This window comes from Paraburkholderia sp. BR14374 (genome assembly GCF_040948685.1).
Taxonomy (GTDB): domain Bacteria; phylum Pseudomonadota; class Gammaproteobacteria; order Burkholderiales; family Burkholderiaceae; genus Paraburkholderia; species Paraburkholderia youngii.
Window position 1 is genome coordinate 17,973 of the sequence record NZ_JBFPKF010000003.1, and the last position, 17,793, is coordinate 35,765.

The 17,793-nt window shown below is 63.3% G+C and carries 16 protein-coding genes; 8 read left to right on the plus strand and 8 right to left on the minus strand.

Going from position 1 to position 17,793, the window contains the following annotated elements; genetic code table 11:
• Positions 1-22: 22 nt before the first annotated feature.
• Positions 23-1,051 (minus strand): D-xylose ABC transporter substrate-binding protein, encoded by a 1,029-nt coding sequence (gene xylF / locus AB3X86_RS07225; protein ID WP_368595429.1) that lies wholly within the window; start codon positions 1,049-1,051, stop codon positions 23-25.
• Positions 1,052-1,180: 129 nt separating this feature from the next.
• Positions 1,181-2,503 (minus strand): xylose isomerase, encoded by a 1,323-nt coding sequence (xylA, locus tag AB3X86_RS07230; RefSeq protein ID WP_368595430.1) that lies wholly within the window; start codon positions 2,501-2,503, stop codon positions 1,181-1,183.
• Between the two features lie 321 nt (positions 2,504-2,824).
• On the opposite strand from xylA, the gene AB3X86_RS07235 reads away from it, so the two are divergent.
• The 3 genes from AB3X86_RS07235 to AB3X86_RS07245 all read left to right on the plus strand — a co-directional run bounded on the left by AB3X86_RS07235 (position 2,825) and on the right by AB3X86_RS07245 (position 5,678).
• On the plus strand, positions 2,825-4,045 hold the full coding sequence (locus AB3X86_RS07235) for a DNA-binding transcriptional regulator (protein WP_176107252.1): 1,221 nt from the start codon (positions 2,825-2,827) through the stop codon (positions 4,043-4,045).
• Between the two features lie 34 nt (positions 4,046-4,079).
• Positions 4,080-5,174 (plus strand): aldose epimerase family protein, encoded by a 1,095-nt coding sequence (locus tag AB3X86_RS07240; protein ID WP_368595431.1) that lies wholly within the window; start codon positions 4,080-4,082, stop codon positions 5,172-5,174.
• 192 nt (positions 5,175-5,366) lie between these two features.
• A complete protein-coding gene (locus AB3X86_RS07245; RefSeq protein WP_176378933.1) occupies positions 5,367-5,678 on the plus strand; it encodes a DUF4148 domain-containing protein in 312 nt (103 codons plus the stop codon).
• A gap of 188 nt (positions 5,679-5,866) precedes the next feature.
• Here the strand turns inward: AB3X86_RS07245 and AB3X86_RS07250 are convergent, their stop codons facing one another.
• On the minus strand, positions 5,867-6,178 hold the full coding sequence (locus tag AB3X86_RS07250; RefSeq protein WP_368595432.1) for a hypothetical protein: 312 nt from the start codon (positions 6,176-6,178) through the stop codon (positions 5,867-5,869).
• 196 nt (positions 6,179-6,374) lie between these two features.
• Between AB3X86_RS07250 and AB3X86_RS07255 the strand changes: the two genes are divergently transcribed.
• Complete coding sequence (locus AB3X86_RS07255) at positions 6,375-7,196, plus strand: oxaloacetate decarboxylase (protein ID WP_368595433.1); 822 nt, start codon at positions 6,375-6,377, stop codon at positions 7,194-7,196.
• 184 nt (positions 7,197-7,380) lie between these two features.
• Positions 7,381-8,016, plus strand: coding sequence for a helix-turn-helix domain-containing protein (locus AB3X86_RS07260; RefSeq protein WP_176107248.1), 636 nt, complete (start codon positions 7,381-7,383; stop codon positions 8,014-8,016).
• 25 nt (positions 8,017-8,041) lie between these two features.
• On the opposite strand, the gene AB3X86_RS07265 is transcribed toward AB3X86_RS07260, so the two are convergent.
• Both AB3X86_RS07265 and AB3X86_RS07270 read right to left on the minus strand, forming a co-directional pair.
• Positions 8,042-11,014, minus strand: coding sequence for an FAD-binding and (Fe-S)-binding domain-containing protein (locus tag AB3X86_RS07265; protein ID WP_368595846.1), 2,973 nt, complete (start codon positions 11,012-11,014; stop codon positions 8,042-8,044).
• Between the two features lie 63 nt (positions 11,015-11,077).
• On the minus strand, positions 11,078-12,115 hold the full coding sequence (locus AB3X86_RS07270) for a DUF1338 domain-containing protein (RefSeq protein WP_368595434.1): 1,038 nt from the start codon (positions 12,113-12,115) through the stop codon (positions 11,078-11,080).
• Positions 12,116-12,242: 127 nt separating this feature from the next.
• Here AB3X86_RS07270 and AB3X86_RS07275 point away from each other — a divergent pair, with 127 nt between their 5' ends.
• Positions 12,243-13,175 (plus strand): LysR substrate-binding domain-containing protein, encoded by a 933-nt coding sequence (locus AB3X86_RS07275; protein WP_176107246.1) that lies wholly within the window; start codon positions 12,243-12,245, stop codon positions 13,173-13,175.
• Between the two features lie 55 nt (positions 13,176-13,230).
• On the opposite strand, the gene AB3X86_RS07280 is transcribed toward AB3X86_RS07275, so the two are convergent.
• Both AB3X86_RS07280 and pcaQ read right to left on the minus strand, forming a co-directional pair.
• Complete coding sequence (locus AB3X86_RS07280; protein ID WP_368595435.1) at positions 13,231-14,358, minus strand: 4-hydroxyphenylpyruvate dioxygenase family protein; 1,128 nt, start codon at positions 14,356-14,358, stop codon at positions 13,231-13,233.
• 272 nt (positions 14,359-14,630) lie between these two features.
• Positions 14,631-15,653 carry a pca operon transcription factor PcaQ gene (pcaQ, locus tag AB3X86_RS07285; protein WP_368595436.1) on the minus strand — a complete coding sequence of 341 codons (1,023 nt, stop codon included), beginning with the start codon at positions 15,651-15,653 and terminating at the stop codon, positions 14,631-14,633.
• 111 nt (positions 15,654-15,764) lie between these two features.
• Between pcaQ and pcaH the strand changes: the two genes are divergently transcribed.
• A complete protein-coding gene (pcaH, locus tag AB3X86_RS07290; RefSeq protein WP_176123237.1) occupies positions 15,765-16,469 on the plus strand; it encodes a protocatechuate 3,4-dioxygenase subunit beta in 705 nt (234 codons plus the stop codon).
• A gap of 3 nt (positions 16,470-16,472) precedes the next feature.
• Positions 16,473-17,060, plus strand: a complete 588-nt coding sequence (pcaG, locus tag AB3X86_RS07295; RefSeq protein WP_368595437.1) for a protocatechuate 3,4-dioxygenase subunit alpha — start codon at positions 16,473-16,475, stop codon at positions 17,058-17,060.
• Positions 17,061-17,155: 95 nt separating this feature from the next.
• Here pcaG and AB3X86_RS07300 read toward each other — a convergent pair whose 3' ends face one another.
• Positions 17,156-17,422: an H-NS family nucleoid-associated regulatory protein gene (locus tag AB3X86_RS07300; RefSeq protein WP_176123238.1), complete on the minus strand. Its 267-nt coding sequence runs from the start codon at positions 17,420-17,422 to the stop codon at positions 17,156-17,158.
• Positions 17,423-17,793: the final 371 nt, after the last annotated feature.

Genomic DNA, 17,793 nt, shown 5'->3' on the forward strand with positions numbered 1-17,793 from the left:
TCACATCACACCCGTCTCAGTGTTATTTGCTCGCGAGTTGCTCTTGCGTGTAAAAGCCGTCCTTCACGACGGTGTCGAGGTTCGCCTTCGTCAGCTTGGTCGGCTGCAGCAGCACCGTCTCGACCTTCTTCTTGCCGTTGTCGTACTGCGCGTTGAACGCCGGCTTGTCACCCTTCGCCAGCGCGACCGACAGCTTCGCCGCTTCGCCCGCGATCAGCTTCAGCGGTTTGTAGACCGTCATCGTCTGCGTGCCGGCAGCCACGCGCTTCACAGCCGCGAGGTCGGCATCCTGACCCGAGATAGGTACCTTGCCCGCGAGGCCTTGCGCCGCGAGCGCCTGGATTGCGCCGCCAGCGGTGCCGTCGTTCGACGCGACGACTGCGTCGATCTTGTTGTTGTTCGCGGTCAGTGCGTCTTCCATGATGCGCAGCGCGGTCGATGCGCTCCACTCCGGCACCCACTGCTGGCCGACGACCTTGATGTCACCCTTGTCGATCGCCGGTTGCAGCACCTTCAACTGCCCCTGGCGCAGCATCTTCGCGTTGTTGTCGGTCGGTGCGCCGCCGAGCAGGAAGTAGTTGCCCTTCGGCCGCACGTCGTAGACGCCCTGCGCCTGCATTTCGCCGACCTTCTCGTTGTCGAACGAGATGTAGGCGTCGATATCGGCGTCGAGGATCAGGCGGTCATACGACACGACCTTGATGCCCGCTTTGCGTGCTTCGGCCACCACGTTGCCGAGCGTCTTCGAGTTGAACGGCACGATCACGATTACGTCGACGCCACGCGAGATCAGGTTTTCGATCTGCGAGATCTGACGCTCTTCGCTCGCATCGGCCGATTGCACGGACACCTTCGCGCCGAGCTTTTCCGCCGCGGCGACGAAATAGTCGCGATCGCGCGACCAGCGCTCGACGCGCAGATCGTCGATGCAGAAGCCGATTTCCGGATGATCCTTGCTGGCGTGCGCGAGCGGCGCGGCGAGCGACAGGCTGGCGAGTACCGCGCCGCACAGCAGCGAGCTCAGTACGTTACGACGCATTGCGAACTTCATTTTTGTCTCCTTCGTTAGTGATCGCCGGAATACCGGACGTTTCGGTCTGCGCTGCGAGCCGCAGACTCGGACAAGCGACAACCCACAGCTTGCTGGTGCGCGCGGTCCACGTGGCCGCGCGATCTTGATTCAACGTCCGCTATAAATCGCCTGATTTACGATGTTTTCCATGTGTTCCTGCTGCCCGCTCACATGCCGCGGATTCAGATCGCGCGCCAGCGTGTCCTCCGCGAGCGTCGACAGCGAATACTCGCCGGACAGGATCTTGCGGCCGAACTCGCCATCCCAACCCGCGTAGCGTTGCCGCTTGAACTGTTCGAGGCGCTCGTTTTCGACCAGCACCGCCGCGCGTTCGAGGCCGAGCGCGAGGTTGTCGATCGCGCCGATGTGGCCATAGAACAGGTCTTCGGGATCGACACTCTGGCGCCGCAATTTCGCATCGAAGTTCATGCCGCCGGTCGTGAAGCCGCCGTGGCGCAGAATCTCGTAGAAGGCCAGCGTCAGTTCCTCGACGCTGTTGGGGAATTGGTCGGTATCCCAACCGTTTTGCGGATCGCCACGATTCGCATCGATGCTGCCGAAGATGCCGAGCGCAAACGCGGTCGCAATTTCGTGATGGAACGAGTGGCCCGCGAGCGTCGCATGATTGGCCTCGATGTTGACGCGGATCTCTTTGTCGAGACCGTGCTGCAGCAGGAAGCCATGCACGGTTGCGACGTCGTAGTCGTATTGATGCTTGGTCGGCTCCTGCGGCTTCGGCTCGATCAGCAGGGTGCCCTTGAAACCGATCTGGTGCTTGTGCTCGACCACCATGTGCAGGAAGCGCGCGAACTGCTCGCGCTCGCGCACGAGGTCGGTGTTCAGCAGCGTGTCGTAGCCTTCACGTCCGCCCCACAACACGTAGTTCTCACCGCCGAGGCGCAGCGTCGCGTCGAGCGCATGACGCACCTGGGTCGCCGCAAAGGCGAACACCTCCGGATTCGGATTGGTCGCGGCGCCGGCCGCGTAACGCGGGTGCGAAAACAGATTCGCGGTGCCCCATAGCAGCTTGACACCGGTATCCTGCTGCTTGCGCGCGAGGTAGTCGGACACGCGCAGGAAGTTCTCGCTGTATTCCTTCACGCTCGCGCCTTCGGGCGCGACGTCGGTATCGTGGAATGTGTAGTAGGGTGTGCCGAGCTTCGAGAAGAATTCGAACGCGGCGTCGGCTTTCTGAAGCGCCCGCTCCATTGCGTCGCCGGGTTGCTGCCACGGCCGCCGGAACGTGCCCTGGCCGAAGATATCGACGCCAGGCCAGACGAACGAGTGCCAATAGCACACGGCGATACGCAGATGCTCCTCGAGCGTCTTGCCGAGTACCTTCCTGGTTTTGTCGTAGTGACGGTACGCGAGCGGGTTGTCCGATTGCGGGCCTTCGTAACGAATCTCGGGAATGTGTTCGAAGTAGGACATCGGCGTCTCCAGTTGGCCCGAGTTGCCGCAAAGCGACTACTCGGGTCCCATGAAAGGTTTTCTTTGCATTCTTCACCGCGACCCGCGCGGTTTGGCCGTGCAGGCCGACGAGGTGACGCCATGCTGCCGCTTGCACGATGTGCCGGCAATTGCGAAATTTCGCAGCGCGCTTGATGTTTCTTACCGCCGGCGCGTTTGTTTACTGCCGGCGCGCGATTCGACGCCTAGAATAGCCAGACGCTTAAAAACGGAGTTGCCCCAGGCACCCGACACAATGGAGACAAAGGCGCGTGGTCCATCGTCCGCACGCCGCACACCGCCATGACCCGTCCACAAGCACCTCAGACAACCCATCGGATCGCGCTGCTGTTCAACGCGAACAAGGTCTACGATCGCGAGATCATCACGGGTATCGGCAACTACCTGCTGTCGACCCGCGTCGCATGGGATCTCTTCCTCGAAGAGGACTTCCGCTGCCGGCTCGCCGGTATCCAGCGCTTCGACGGCGACGGCATCATCGCGGACTTCGACGATCCCGCCGTCGGCGAAGCCCTGCGCGACTGCCCGCTGCCGGTGGTCGCGGTCGGTTCGTCGTACGAGGATCCGACGCAGTACCCCTCGGATTTACCCTATATTGCGACCGACAACAGCAAGCTCGTGTCGCTCGCGTACACGCATCTGATCGGCGCTGGCCTCGAAAACTTCGCGCTGTACAGCCTGCCGCAGGCGCAGGAAAACCGTTGGGCGCAACAGCGCGAACTCGCCTTCGCGCATCTGCGCAGCGCGGACGGACACAGCGCGGCGCAGATCGATAGCGAAATCTATCGCGGTCTGTCGACGAGCGCGCCGTCCTGGAACCAGGCGATCGAACAGCTGACCACGTGGCTGCGGCAACTGCCCAAGCCGGTCGGCATCATCGCGGTGACCGACGCGCGTGCACGGCATTTGCTCCAGGCCTGTCTGATCGCGGGCATTCCGGTGCCCGAGGAAGTCGCGATCATCGGCATCGACAACGATCCGCTCACGCGCACGCTGACGCGCATTCCGCTGTCGTCGGTGATTCAGGGCACTGAGGAAATGGGCCGTACCGCCGCGCACATCCTGCATCAGATGCTGCACGGCGCGCGCTTTCCGGGGCGCCGCATTCTGGTGCCGCCGGTCGGCATCAACGTGCTCGAATCGACGCGGCATCAGCCGCTCGCGAGTCCGTACGTGATGCGCGCGCGCCATTTCATCCGCCAGTACGCGTGCCAAGGCATCCGCACCGAGCAGGTGGCCGACTATGTGGGCGTTTCGCGTTCGTCGCTCGAAGAGTATTTCCGGCGCGAGCGGCAATGCACCGTGCATCAGGAGATCCTGCGCCACAAGCTCGACGTCGCGAAGTCGCTGCTGGCGAAACGCGATGCGTCGAGCGCGGAAGTCGCGATTCGTTGCGGCTTCACGTCGCTGCAATACATGTACGCGGTATTTCGCCGCGAACTCGGCTGCACGCCGCGCGAATACCAGGAGCGCGTGGGCCCGAAGACGAAAACCACTGGCTGAGCATGCTTTTCTATTTTTTCTTCGCACTGACCACATGATCAGCATCGCACAACTCTCTTCCGAACCATGGGGCACGCTGCAGGGCGGCGATCGAGTCCGGCTCTATACGCTGCGTAACGCACACGGCATGAAAGTCGCCATCAGCGACCTCGGTGCGACGCTGGTTTCGTGGCACGCGCCGGATCGCGCCGGACGTCTCGGCGATATTCTGCTCGGCCACGACACGCCCGCCGAATACGTGGCGGCCTCGACCTACATGGGCGGACTGATCGGCCGCTGGGCGAATCGCATTGCGGGCGCGCGCTTTGCGCTCGACGGCATCGAGTACACGCTGGATCGCAACGAAGGTCCGAACCTGCTGCATGGCGGCACGGTTGGTTTTCATCGCGCGTTGTGGGACGTCGCCGAGGACGACGGCGCGTTGCTGATGCGCCTGGAGTCGCCCGAAGGCGACGCCGGTTTCCCGGGCAACGTGACGGTGCAGGTGCGCTATTCGCTCGACGACAACGGCACGCTGACGATCGGCTACGAAGCGATCACCGACGCGCCGACGCCGCTCAATCTGACCAGCCATCCGTACTTCAACCTGACCGGGCGCGCGGGCACCGACATTCGCGGCCACGTGCTGTCGATCGACGCCGAGCGCTTTTTCGAAGTCGACGCGACGATGATTCCGTGCAAGCTCGCCGACGTCGCGGGCAACGCATTCGACTTCCGGCAGAGCGCGCCGATCGGCGGACGGCTCGACTGGCCGCACTCGCAACTCGCGCGCGCTGGCGGCTTCGATCATTGCTACGTGCTGCGCGAGGCGCCGGCAGACGCGATAAACGGCGACGATGGCCACGCGCTGCCGCTGCGCGAAGTTGCCTGCGCATACGATCCAGGCAGCGGACGCGAACTGACCGTCGCGACCGATCAGCGGGGCTTGCAGTTTTACACGGGCAACGCGTTGAACGGCAACCCGGGACGCGGGGGCGTTCGCTATCAACGGCACGCCGGCTTGTGCCTCGAGGCGGGCGGTTTTCCGAACGAGGTCAATATGGCCGGCCACGACGAAGTGATCGTGCGACCCGGCGATACCTACCGCCAGGTCACGACTTACCGCGTCGATGTACGCGAAGGTGTGTGACTGCATTTGCGGGCGGCTTTTCCGGTGTTTTACGAACACCGCGACGGCCAGATTACAGTTCGCCGACTAGCCGTTCTCTGCAATACTGAATTAGTCGACTAGTGGTTTTCCCGAAGTACGCACCCTTCTAGACTGTTTTTATGGCGCCGGCATCCCTGCGGCGCCGGATACACAACTACGGAGGGAAACATCATGAAATCGCTTATCCAGGCAGTTGCGCTTACGGCCGTGATCGCTGCTGCGCCGGTCGCGTCGTTCGCACAATCGGAACAGCCGGTCACGCGAGCCGAAGTCAAAGCGGAAGTGCAGCAACTCGAACAGAATGGCTATAACCCGGCCATCTCGCTCGACGCCCAGTATCCCGCGGACATTCAGGCGGCCGAGGCGCGTGTCGCCGCGATGAAAGGGAACGGACAAGCCAATACCTCGGGTTACGGGTCGCCGATGGGCGGATCGTCGCAATCGGGCCATCATCCGATGGTAGTCAATCCGGACGGTCAATAACGAGTCGCAAACGTGTTGCGAATGTCCACAGCGAGGAAAGATTCGTGAGTTAGCGGCTTTTTCCGTCTTTGCGATTTTCGCCGTTTCGAGCCGATATGAAGCGAGCGCATGTTTTCAACGCATGCGCTCGCTTTTCTACTTATACGCGGCGCTAACGACGTACCGCTAATTCCCACGCTGCCGCGGATTCAGCCAGACCGTGCCTGCGGGCATTCCGTCTGATACCAGATGTTCACCTGACGCTGCGCGCGCTCGAGACTCGCCGGATAGTCAGGATCGAAGCGTCGTTCAGGGTGGTAGCCTGCTTGCTGCAGCGCTGTCAGTTCGCTCATGTTCCGCTGATGCGTGGCCGGTGCCTTGTTCTTGAGGTCGGTCAGGTCCTGGCATTGCGTTGCACTCAGATGGGTTTGCGCGCCGCCGTTCCCGCCGCCCGCGGCGCAGCCAACGAGCGTGAGCACCAACACGGCAGGGATCGACCGTATCCGCGTCGCGATGTTCATGTCGCGCCTCCTTTTCGCTGTCGGCATTTTGAATTATTCGCAACGCCCGCGAAACTCGCCACCAATTTCATCAGCCGCGCTTTCGATACGGACATAGACTTTCCCCTTGTGAATGCCGATTTGCCCACGCATCAGCTGACCCGACGTTTTCCCCTCAACGAGGGAGCCGCGCTTCCTCATTCCCAGGAGACATGCGATGCCCCGCACCGCCGCTGAAAAACGCGCCGCTTTCCGCGCGCTGCACTCGTCTGGCTGTTTCGTGCTGCCCAATCCATGGGACGTGGGCAGCGCCCGTTATCTGCAAACGCTCGGCTTCAAGGCGCTCGCCACTACCAGTTCTGGTTTTGCGTGGTCGACCGGACACGCGGATAACAGCTTGCCGCGCGAAACGATCCTCCCCCATCTGCGCGCGATCGTCGATGCGACCGATCTGCCGGTCAATGCCGACTTCGAAAACGGCTTCGGCCGCGATTCGGAAGAAGTGGGCGAGAGCGTGGCGCTCGCGGTGGCGACGGGCGTCGCGGGTCTGTCGATCGAGGACTCGACCGGCAACCCCGCCGCGCCGCTGTTTCCGGTCGACGTCGCGGTGCAGCGGCTCAGCGCCGCGCGCCGTGCGATCGATCAGAACGGCGGCGATACGCTGCTGATCGGCCGCGCGGAAAATTTTTTCGCCGGCAAGCCCGATCTCGACGATGCCATCGCGCGTCTGAAGGCCTATGCGGCGGCGGGCGCGGACTGCCTGTATGCGCCCGGCATCCAGACGCGCGAGCAGATCGAAGCGGTGGTCGCGGCCGTCGCGCCGAAGCCCGTCAATCTGCTGATCGGCTCGACCTCGACGCTGACGTTGCAGGACGTGGCCGCGCTCGGCGTGCGGCGGATCAGCGTCGGCGGCGGGCTCGCGCGCGCGGCGTGGGGCGGCTTCATGCACGCCGCTCAGGCGCTGGCCGATGGCCGCTTCGACTTCACTGGCGCGGTGGCGGGCAAGCAGCTCAATGAGCTTTTCAATCGCAACGCGTGAAAAACGCCGTGCACACACAGGTGTTCGCGCGCCGCATCGACGTGATGGGAAAGTGGCGGCGTTTCCGATGAGAAAAGCGCGCGAACGCATGAATGGGCGCACAGAGGCACCCGTCAAGCCAAATGTTATGATCGGAAACATTGTTCGCCCCGATCAAGCGCATACCTGACCCGCAGCAAGCCTCATGGACACCCATCTCACCAAATCCGCCGACACTGCGTCCTCTGATCTCGGCCGGCGCGTGCGCGCCGCCCGTCAGGCGCAGGATCTGACGCTCGAAACCGCGAGCCGCCTGTGCGGCGTCTCGCGCTCGACGCTGTCGAAAATCGAAAACGGCCTGATGTCCCCGACTTTCGACGTGCTGCAAAAAATCGTGCTTGGCCTGAAGATCGAAATCGGCGAACTGTTCGGCTCGACGCCGAAAGTCAGCGCGAGCGGCCGGCGCGCGCTGACGCGCAAAAACGAAGGCCAGCGCCACGCGTATCGCGGCTACCAGATGGAGTTGCTTGCCACCGATCTCGCGCACAAGGCGATGCTGCCGTTTCGCATCCGCATCTCCGCGCACACGCTCGACGCCTTCGACGACTGGGGCCGCCACGAAGGCGAGGAGTTTCTCTACGTGATCAGCGGCAGCGTGTGCCTCTATTCGGAGCTATACGCGCCGACGCATCTGAACGCGGGCGACAGCCTCTACTTCGACAGCCGCACGGGTCACGCGGCGGTGTCGACCAGCGAGGAAGACGCCGAAGTGTTGTGGATGGCGACCAATGCGGACCTTCCGCATACACCGCCTGCCGCGAACGATTCAGCGAAGAAATAGCGCGCCCTGCACGGCGCGCGCGCACTCAGCGCGCCGCCAGCGCCCGTTGCGCGAGTTGCGCGATATGCAGTGCGTGTCGGCCCGTACCCTGCTCGATCTGCTCGCGACAACTGAAGCCGTTGGTCAGCACGATCGTTTGCGCATTCGCCGCCATCGCGTCGCGCACGGACGGAAATAGCTTGTCCTCGCCGATCTTTTCTGACAACGCGTGATGCTCGACATTAAAGCCGAACGATCCCGCCATCCCGCAGCAGCCGGTATCGAGCAGCTTCCATCTGACGCCGAGCTTGTTCAGCAACGCCGTATCGCCCTGCATGCCGAATAGCGCCTTCTGATGACAATGGCCATGCACGATCACATCGGCCTCGAGCGTCGGCCACTCGAACGGCTGACGCGCGACGAAATCGGCAAACAGATAGGTTTGCGTGGACAGCTTCTTCGCCAACGCATGATTGGGGAGTTGCTTCAACAACTCGTCCTTGAACACCGATAGACAGCCAGGCTCCAGGCCGACCAGCGGCACGCCGGCGGCGATGTCGTCCGCGAGATCGTCGACGATATGCGTGAGCAGTTCGCGCGCGCGTTCGAGCAGACCAAAGTCGTACAGCGGACGTCCGCAGCACAAACGCTTCTTCGGCAGGACGACGCGCCAGCCCAGTTGCGTCAGCACATCAGCTGCGGCCCGCGCGATCTCGGGCGTGAAGTGGTCGTTGAACGTGTCCACCCACAGGATCACTTTCTTTGCGTCGCCGCCGCGCGCATCGAGCGCGGATGCTTGCGGCGATGCGCTCCGTCTATAAGTCGTAGCGGCAAAGCGCGGCAACGCACGGGTCTGCGCCACGCCCGCCATCCATTTGCCGAGCGCGGACAAACCGGGCGCCGTCGTCAGAAAGTTGGTCACGCGTGGAAAACGCGCAGCCCACGGCGCCCATTCGCCGATCCGCCCCATGAACAGCGCCTGACGCGGCCGACGATTGTTTTGATAGTAGTGTGAAAGGAACTCCGCCTTGTACGACGCCATGTCCGTATGCGTCGGGCAATCGGACTTGCAGCCCTTGCATGCGAGGCAGGTATCGAGCGCTTCCTTCACTTCGCGGCTGTTCCAGCCATCGGCGATCACGTCGCCTTGCAGCATTTCCCAGAACAGATGAGCGCGCCCGCGCGTCGAGTACTTTTCCTCGCGCGTGCCGCGATAACTCGGACACATCGTGCCGCCTTCGAGCGAGCGGCATTTGCCCATGCCGATGCAGCGTTCGATCGCACGCTGAAAGCCGTCGCCTTCCTGACTCGCGAACGCGAGCTTCGTATGCAGCGTCACCGGCTTGTACGCGGGACCGATGCGCAGGTTTTCGTCGGCGCGGTATGCATGCACGACCTTGCCCGGATTCAAACGATTCGCCGGGTCCCAGATCGCCTTGAACTGCTCCATCGCCTGCATCAGTTCGGCGCCGTACATGATCGGCAGAAACTCGGCCTTCGCCTGGCCATCGCCGTGTTCGCCCGACAGCGAGCCGCCGAATTCGACCACCAGTTCCGCCGCTTCGCGCAAGAACCCGCGCCACGTCGCGATACCTTCCGCGCTGCGCAGATCGAACGTGATGCGCGCGTGCACGCAGCCGTCGCCGAAATGGCCGTACAGGCTCGTCTCGTAGCCATAGCGATCGACGAGCGCCTGAAACGCGCGCAGATAATCGCCGAGCCGCAGCGGATCGACCGCGGCATCTTCCCAGCCGACCACCGGATCGGGCTTGTCGCGATCCACCGATAACGCGACCGCCGACGCGCCGGTCTCGCGAATCGACCACACCTTCACCTGCAATGCGCGATCTTCGACGAGCACCGTCGAGATTTCCGGCCCCGCCGCGCCCGACTGAAAATACGCGGCGGCGTCGCGTGCTTGTTGCAGAACTTCATGCTGCGTATCCGCGCCGAATTCGAGCACGACCCATGCATCGCCTTCGGGCAGCAGTGCGATCTCATCCTTCTTCAGCCCGCGCGCCTGCAGGCCGCGAATAATCGCGCGGTCGAGACCCTCGACTGCGATCGGCCCGCAGCGCATGAAATGCGGCACGGCGTCCGCCGCCGTATAGATGTCGGGGAAGCCGACCACGACGATCACGCGCCTCGCCGGACTCTTCACGAGTCTCACTTTCGCCTGCAACGTGACCGCGCAAGTGCCTTCGCTGCCAACCAGCGCACGCGCGACGTTGAAGCCGTTTTCCGGCAGCAGTTGATCGAGATTGAAGCCCGACACGCGCCGCTTGATCTTCGGGAATTTCGCGCGAATCCGTTCCGCGTACGTGTCGCGCAGTTGCTTGAGCGCCGCGTAGATTTCGCCTTGACGACCACCCGCCGCGATGATGCGTTCGAGTTCTTCTTCCGAGGTCGGGCCGACCCAAAAACGCGCGCCGTCGAAGGTCGCGATTTCGAGCGCCTCGATGTTCTCGACCGTCTTGCCGGCCATCACCGAATGCGCGCCGCATGAGTTGTTCGCGATCATGCCGCCTAGCGTGCAGCGGCTATGCGTGGCGGGATCGGGCGCGAACGTGAGGCCATGCTGTTCGGCGGCATCGCGCAAGGAGTCGCACACGACGCCCGGCTCGACGATCGCGACGCCCGCAAGCGGATCGATCGAAACGACGCGGTTCAGATACTTGCTCGCATCGGCGACGACCGCGACGTTTACGCACTGGCCGTTCTGCGAGGTGCCGCCGCCGCGCGGGAGAAACGGCACGTCGTTGCGGCGGCATGCGGCGAGCGTCGCGAGCAGATCGTCGATATCGGCCGGTATCACCACACCGAGCGGGACTTGCCGATAGTTCGACGCATCCGACGCGTACAGTGCTTTGGAACCCTGATCGAAGCGCACTTCGCCGCGCACATGCTGGCGCAGATCGCTTTCCAGCGCCTGCAATACCGCGGCGCTGCCCGCGAAAGGCCTGGCGACACGCGGTTCATTCGAAGCGCCGCGCTCACCGACCCGGCGCTCTTCATCCAATGACAATGACGTCCCCACTGTGCTCCTCGTCTGCGATGCCGGCGCTTGCGCCGTCGTATGCGCTCAGGCCGCCTGGCTTGCGGTCATCCGGAAGATGCCCTGTGCGTTGCCCGCGTCGAACCGCAGGTCGGTTTCCCAGCGGCGCGCGTCCTGATCGAAACTGCGCTTGCGCGTGATGAATTCGTAGAACGAGCCCGGCACGTCGCGCGCGACGACACTGCCGTCTGCCGCGCGAAATTCGCGTTGCACGAGATCCGCGCGATACGCGGTCTGGAACACGCGCCCGGAACGCGAATGCTCGACGTCCGGCTTCATTGGCCGACCCTTCGCCTTCTGTTCGTCCGACAGCTTGAACACATCCGCGACGCGGTCGGTCGCGTGATTGAACGCGTTACCTTCGGTCGCGATCCACGCCATCTCCGCCGACTCCTTCAACAATACTTCGTAGTCGGCTTCGCGTGGCATCTCGTGCTGACGCGCGAACGCACCGACTATTACCGGTAGCAACTCTTGCGCCGCATCGATCGGCAGCACGCCGTCGCGTTCGAGTTCCCACAACAGGCCACTAGCGCGCGGCGTCAACGGATCGCGCGATGCACCGATCACGTTCGTCACCGCCTGCTGGAACGCCGCGGAAAAACGCTCCGGGTGCAGTTCGCTGACGAAGAACTGCGCGATCTCGTCGGGCGCGTCGTCATGCGCCCATGCGCGGCCGGTCATGCCGAGCCGATCGAGCGGATAACGGCCGTTGATCCGAAAGCCGAGCGGCCGCAGGATGCGCGCGAACGCGGCCTCGCCGGGGGGCAGCGCGCCGCTGTGCGGCCAGCGCACGGTGCGCAGCGCGCCATGATCGAAGTACACGCTGCCGCCGGCGGCGACGGTTTCCTCCGTATAGCGGCGGCCGTTTTCCGAGCGCGCGAGCAGATCGTCGAACAGCGCCATGTTCAGCGCCTGTGCGAGTTCGGCACGCGTGACGCTGCCGCTTTCCCACTCGTTCAACACATGCGGATGATTCAGCGTCGCAAACAGGCGCGCGGTCTTCTCCGCGCCCAGCAGCTTCACCAGCAGTTGTTCGACGTTCGCATTCTTCAGGTTTCGCATCCGGCTTCTCCACGCTAAACGTTGAGCGCCCCGCACGAGCGCCATATGACGGGCGAGATTATTCAAAATCCGCTCCGCCCCCGTAAAGCGAGATAAAATCGGCACTTGATGCGTTTTTGGAATTAACGTGCGAAAGTTCAAGATTCCCAACATGGGCGCGCTGCTCGCGTTCGAAGCCGCGGCGCGGCACGAGAGCTTCACGCACGCGGCGCGCGAGCTGTTCCTCACCGAAAGCGCGGTGTCGCGACAGATCAATACGCTCGAAAGCAATCTAGGCGTGCGGCTGTTCGTGCGCGTCAAGCAACGCGTGGTGCTGACGCGCGCGGGCAAGGTCTACAGCGCGCAGGTGCGACGCTCGCTCGAACACCTCGATCGCGACACGCTGTCGATCATCGCGCACGGCAGCGGCGGCGGCTATCTGGAACTCGCGGTATTGCCGACGTTCGCATCGCAATGGCTGATTCCGCGCATGGCCACCTTCAATGAACAATACCCGGACGTGCGCGTGAACATGGGCGTGCGTACCGCGACGTTCCCGTTCGCCGACACGCATTTCGAAGCGGCGATTCACTACGGCAAGCCGACGTGGCCGGGTACGTCGGCCGATTTTCTGTTCAGCGAGGAAGTGGTGCCGATCTGCGCGGCGAGTCTGCTGAAGCGGCCGGTCCGCAACGTCGCCGAACTACTCAACTATCCGCTGCTTCATTCGACGACGCGACCCGATGGCTGGGCGAGCTGGTTCGCAAACTTCGGCGTCGACGACAATCGCACGATGCAGGGCGTGCGCTACGAACTGCACACGATGCTGATCAGCGCGGCCGCGGCCGGACTCGGCATTGCACTGGTACCGCGCTTCTTCGTCGACACGCAGTTGCAGCAGTTCGGTCTCGTGATTCCGTTCGACGGACCCGCCGTTGCCGACGCCGCGTACTACCTCGTGTACCCAACCGAGTTGAGCCATGGCAAACCGCTCGCGAATTTCCGCGAGTGGCTGCTGCGCGAAGCGGCCGCGTACGGCGCAATTTATCCGGAGTTGGCGGAGCGACCGGAGGGGGCGTGAGGAAACTCCAGTCGCATGCGTGATTGGATCAATCACACATGCGACCGTGCGAAATTTAGTTGCCGGCGCGCGCCTGCGCCAATGCGGCCAGATTGCCTTCGCCGAAGCCATGATGTCCCTGGCGTTGCACGATCTCGAAGAAGATCTCGCCGGCGCGACGGCGTACGAAGGTCTGGAAAAACAGCAGCGGCACGCCGTCCGCGCCGATCTCACCGTCCACGAGCACATGCGTGCGCCGCAGCCGTTCGACATCGAGCCCGTGGCCCGGCAAGCGTGCATCGAGCTGCTCGTAGTAGCGCGGCGGCGGCTCGACGAATTCGACGCCGTTCGCGAGCAGACGCTCGACGCACGCGAAGATGTCGTCGGTGGCAAGTGCAATGTGCTGCACGCCTTCGCCCGGATGATCGGGCAGATACTCGTGCATCAGATTGGTCCGGCGCGTGCCCTCCTCGTACAGCGGTATGCGGATCGCGCCGCACGGCGATACCATCACGCGCGATTCCGCCGACACGTGCCAATTCGCGTGCAGCTCGTGAATCTCGCGGAAATTCAGCAGGTCGCGATAGAAGTCGATCCACTCCTGCATGCGGCCTTCGCCAACGGTTTGCGTCAAATGATCGACCGCGACCAGGCCGCTGCCCGCGTGACTCAGATCGGCTTCGGCCGTGTCGATTTCGATAGGGCGGAAGTCGATGTCGAAGATCGAGATATCGCCGAGGCCACCGCGCTGACCGCCGCGTCCGCGCCAGCGATCGACGAAATAGATGTGGGAATCGCCGATACCTTGAATCGCCGGAATCAGCAGTTCGCCGGCCCCGAGGCGTTCGCCCTCGAACTCCCACGCGCCGAGTTCCACCGCACGTGCGAACGCGCGCTGCGCGTCGGCGACCCGAATCCCGATCGCGCAGATGCCGACCCCGTATTCCTCCGCGTAGCGCGCCGCGAACGAATCGGGCTCCGCGTTGATCAGGAAATTCATCTCACCCTGACGGTATAAGGTCACGTCCTTGCTGATATGACGCGCGATCGCCTTGAAGCCGAGCCGCTTGAAGGTCTCGCCGAGCGCCTGCGGATCGCGGGCGGCGAACTCGACGAATTCGAGGCCGGCCGTGCCGAGCGGATTGTGCTCCGGCGCCATCACGGCGCGCTGCGCGGCCTCGGGAGTGGGCAAGTCGCTAGGCATGGCAATCTCCTTGTACGGTCTTTCGATGCGGTGGCCGGTGGTTCCGGGGGTCGGCGCGAACCGTTCCGGCCGTTCGCTATGGGCTGCGTGACGCGTGCCCGCTCGTAGCGTGCACGCAGCGTGCCGCAAAAATACGGGCTGCGGCGGCTTTCGCACCGTGTTTTTACACCGGGTCGCGGGGCATTCGCAACCGTCGTTTTGTACTGGTTGGTTCATACGGAGAACGGCATGCCGATGGGCGCCCGGGGGCATGCATGCGGCAGGCCGCCGGATCACTCGAGCGGCGCGTCGCCCGGGCCGCCTTTGCGCGCCGTTTTGCCGGCGGTTTTACCGCTGCTTTTGGCCGCATCCTTGCCCGACACCGCCGCCATTCTGCCCCGCGCGACCTCGCGCACCGCCTCGATGAACGCGCGCCCCACCGCCGACGGCTGCGTATCCGAGCGACGGATCAGCCCCACCGGCTCGCCGGTGCCCGCAAACGGCAGCGGCAAGCGCACCAGCATGCCGTGCGCGAGTTCGTATTCGACCGCGCCTTGCGGCACGAACCACACCGCGCCGTTTTCGAGCGTCAGCGCACGCCCCGTCGATACCGACAACACCTCGACGAACCCTGACAACGGCGCCACGCCCCACGCGCTCAGCAGGCTTTCGGTCGACTGGCGGATCAGCGTGCCGAACGGCGGCAGCACGATCGGAAAATCCTCCAGCGACGTGGCCGGCAAGCCCGTTCCCTGCGCGAGCGGATGCCCGGCGCGCACGACCGCGATCAGCGGCTCGGTAAACAACTGCTCGAAGCTCAGGCCGACCATCCGCTCGGGGTCCGCGAGACGGCCGATCGCGAATTCGATCGAACCCGCTTTCAGGCGTTCGAGCAATTCCGGATTTGCGCCGGTCGCGAGGCGCACGATCACGCGCGGCCACTGCGTCGCGAACTGTCTCAGCACGGGCGGTATTAGCGCCGCGGCGACGGTGGGCAGCACGCCGACTTCGAGCGTCGCGGCGGCCGCGCCCTCGGCGCGCGCCAGCAGATCGACGCCTTGGCGCAGCGCGCTCACGCAGGCGCTTGCATGCGGCATGAAAAGCTGTCCCTCCCGCGTCGGCACCGCGCCGTGACGGCCGCGCTCGAACAGCTTCACGCCGAGAATGGTTTCCAGCTCGGCGACCGTCTTCGATACCGCCGGCTGCGTGATCGACAGACTGTCCGCCGCCCGCTGGACGCTGCCGAACTGCGCGACGGCCAGAAAGCACTGGAGATGACGAAATTTGACGCGGCTATCCGCGAGACTGCGTTGCATAACGGAAGGTTATACGAAACGGGCAAAAACGTCATTTTTCATAACCGCCTGCTTTGTATAAAGTGCGAGTCATAACGCCGCATCCCCCGATTCCTCCAACGGAGACACTTCATGGAAGATTCAATTCTTTCCCCGCGAGATTTCGCGTCCCATCCCGAGTACATCTATCCGCCGTACGGTTCGTCGGTCAAGCGCGGCCCGACCCGTCCGCTGATTCCGCTGAAAGAACGTCTGCGCGACCAGCGCGTGCCGGTCTACGGCAGCGACGACCTCGATCCGCTCGACAACGACCTGACCCGCAACGCGGTGCGCAATGGCGAGCCGCTCGGCGAGCGCATCATCGTGACGGGCCGCGTGCTCGACGAAGGCGGCCGTCCGGTGCGCAACACGCTCGTGGAAATCTGGCAGGCGAACGCCGCCGGCCGCTATGTGCACAAGGCCGACCAGCACGACGCGCCGCTCGATCCGAACTTCCTCGGCGCGGGCCGCTGCATCACTGACAACGAAGGCCGTTACCGCTTCCTGACCATCAAGCCGGGCGCGTATCCGTGGGGCAACCATCCGAACGCATGGCGTCCGCAGCACATCCACTTCTCGCTGTTCGGCGACCACTTCGGCTCGCGTCTCGTCACGCAGATGTACTTCCCCGGCGATCCGCTGCTCGCGTTCGACCCGATCTACCAGGGCACTCCGGAAAACGCCCGTGAGCGCATGATCTCGAAGTTCTCGCTCGACATTACGCAAGAGGCCTATGCGCTCGGCTACGATTTCGACATCGTGCTGCGCGGCCCGAACGAAACCCCGATGGAGCGCTAAGCCATGACGACTCTCAAGCAAACGCCTTCGCAAACCGTTGGTCCGTACTTCGCCTACGGTCTTTGCCCGCAGCAATACGACTTCGACTACAAGAGCCTGTTCACGCCCGTGCTGGCCGACATGGAAGCGGCCGGCGAGCACATCACGATCGTCGGGCAGGTGTTCGACGGCGACGGCAAGGTGGTTGGCGACGCGATGATCGAAATGTCGCAGGTCGACTCGAACGGCCACTATCCGGAATCGCGCGAGGACATCCAGAAGACCGGCTTTCACGGCTTTGCGCGCGTCGGTACCGGTACGGACCCGCACAAGCGCTTCATCGTCGAGACGGTGAAGCCGGGCCGCGCGAATCCCGACGAAGCGCCGCACATCGACGTGATCCTGACGATGCGCGGCATGCTGCTGCACACGTTCACGCGCATCTATTTCGAGGACGAAGCGCAGGCGAACGAGCAGGACGCCGTGCTGGCGTCGGTGCCGGCCGAGCGCCGTGATACGCTGATCGCGCGACGCGTTGCCGGTACGGCCAACGTGTACCGCTTCGACATCCACATGCAGGGCGATCAGGAAACCGTGTTTTTTGACCTGTGATGCGCGATTCGTCGCGAAGCTCCGAGCAGTAAAAATCGAGCCCGCCTTGTGCGGGCTTTTTTTTGCGCGGACGTTTCGCGTTGCACCTGCGCGCGTTAGCAGCGGAAGTGATCGATGCTTTGTCCGGCGTGAATCGCGCGCGCGAGCCACGCCGGTTTATCGCCCTGACCGTCCCACGTGTTGCCGAACGCGTCGCGGTACAGCACCGCGGCCACGGCGTTCGCATCGGCTTCGAGCGATTCGGCCAGCGCTTCGAGGGTGATGTTGTGGTCGTCCATGCGTCGGCGAATCCACGCGATCATGCGCTCCCGCAGGTTCTCGTCGCGTTCGAACAGTCGTTGTTGTCCTTCTCGTTGTTTCATAAAGTATTGGTGTCGCAGCTCTTGCTGGCATTAGACAAACTGGCAACTCGCATAACAACGCGAGGCTCATGCTTAATTCAATTTTGAACGAAAGCGATTCGACGAATTCACGCGATCCCTGCAAATGCGTAAAAACCCGCATTTGCAACTGATGCCTGTCAGATTCTGAATTAAAGCGCTGGGATCAAGCGAATCGGCTACTCGAAGAATAGAAGGCGCTCGAATTGCGCCCGAGTTTCGCTTCGTGCGTCGCCTCGTCGTGGCGAGTGAACTTCAGCGTATCGAAAGTGATTCTAGCATTCGATGTATTTTGGCCGCAGCAAAGAAGTTTTTCTAATTGTACTGATTGCGGGACTTTCGAGTTTTCGGTA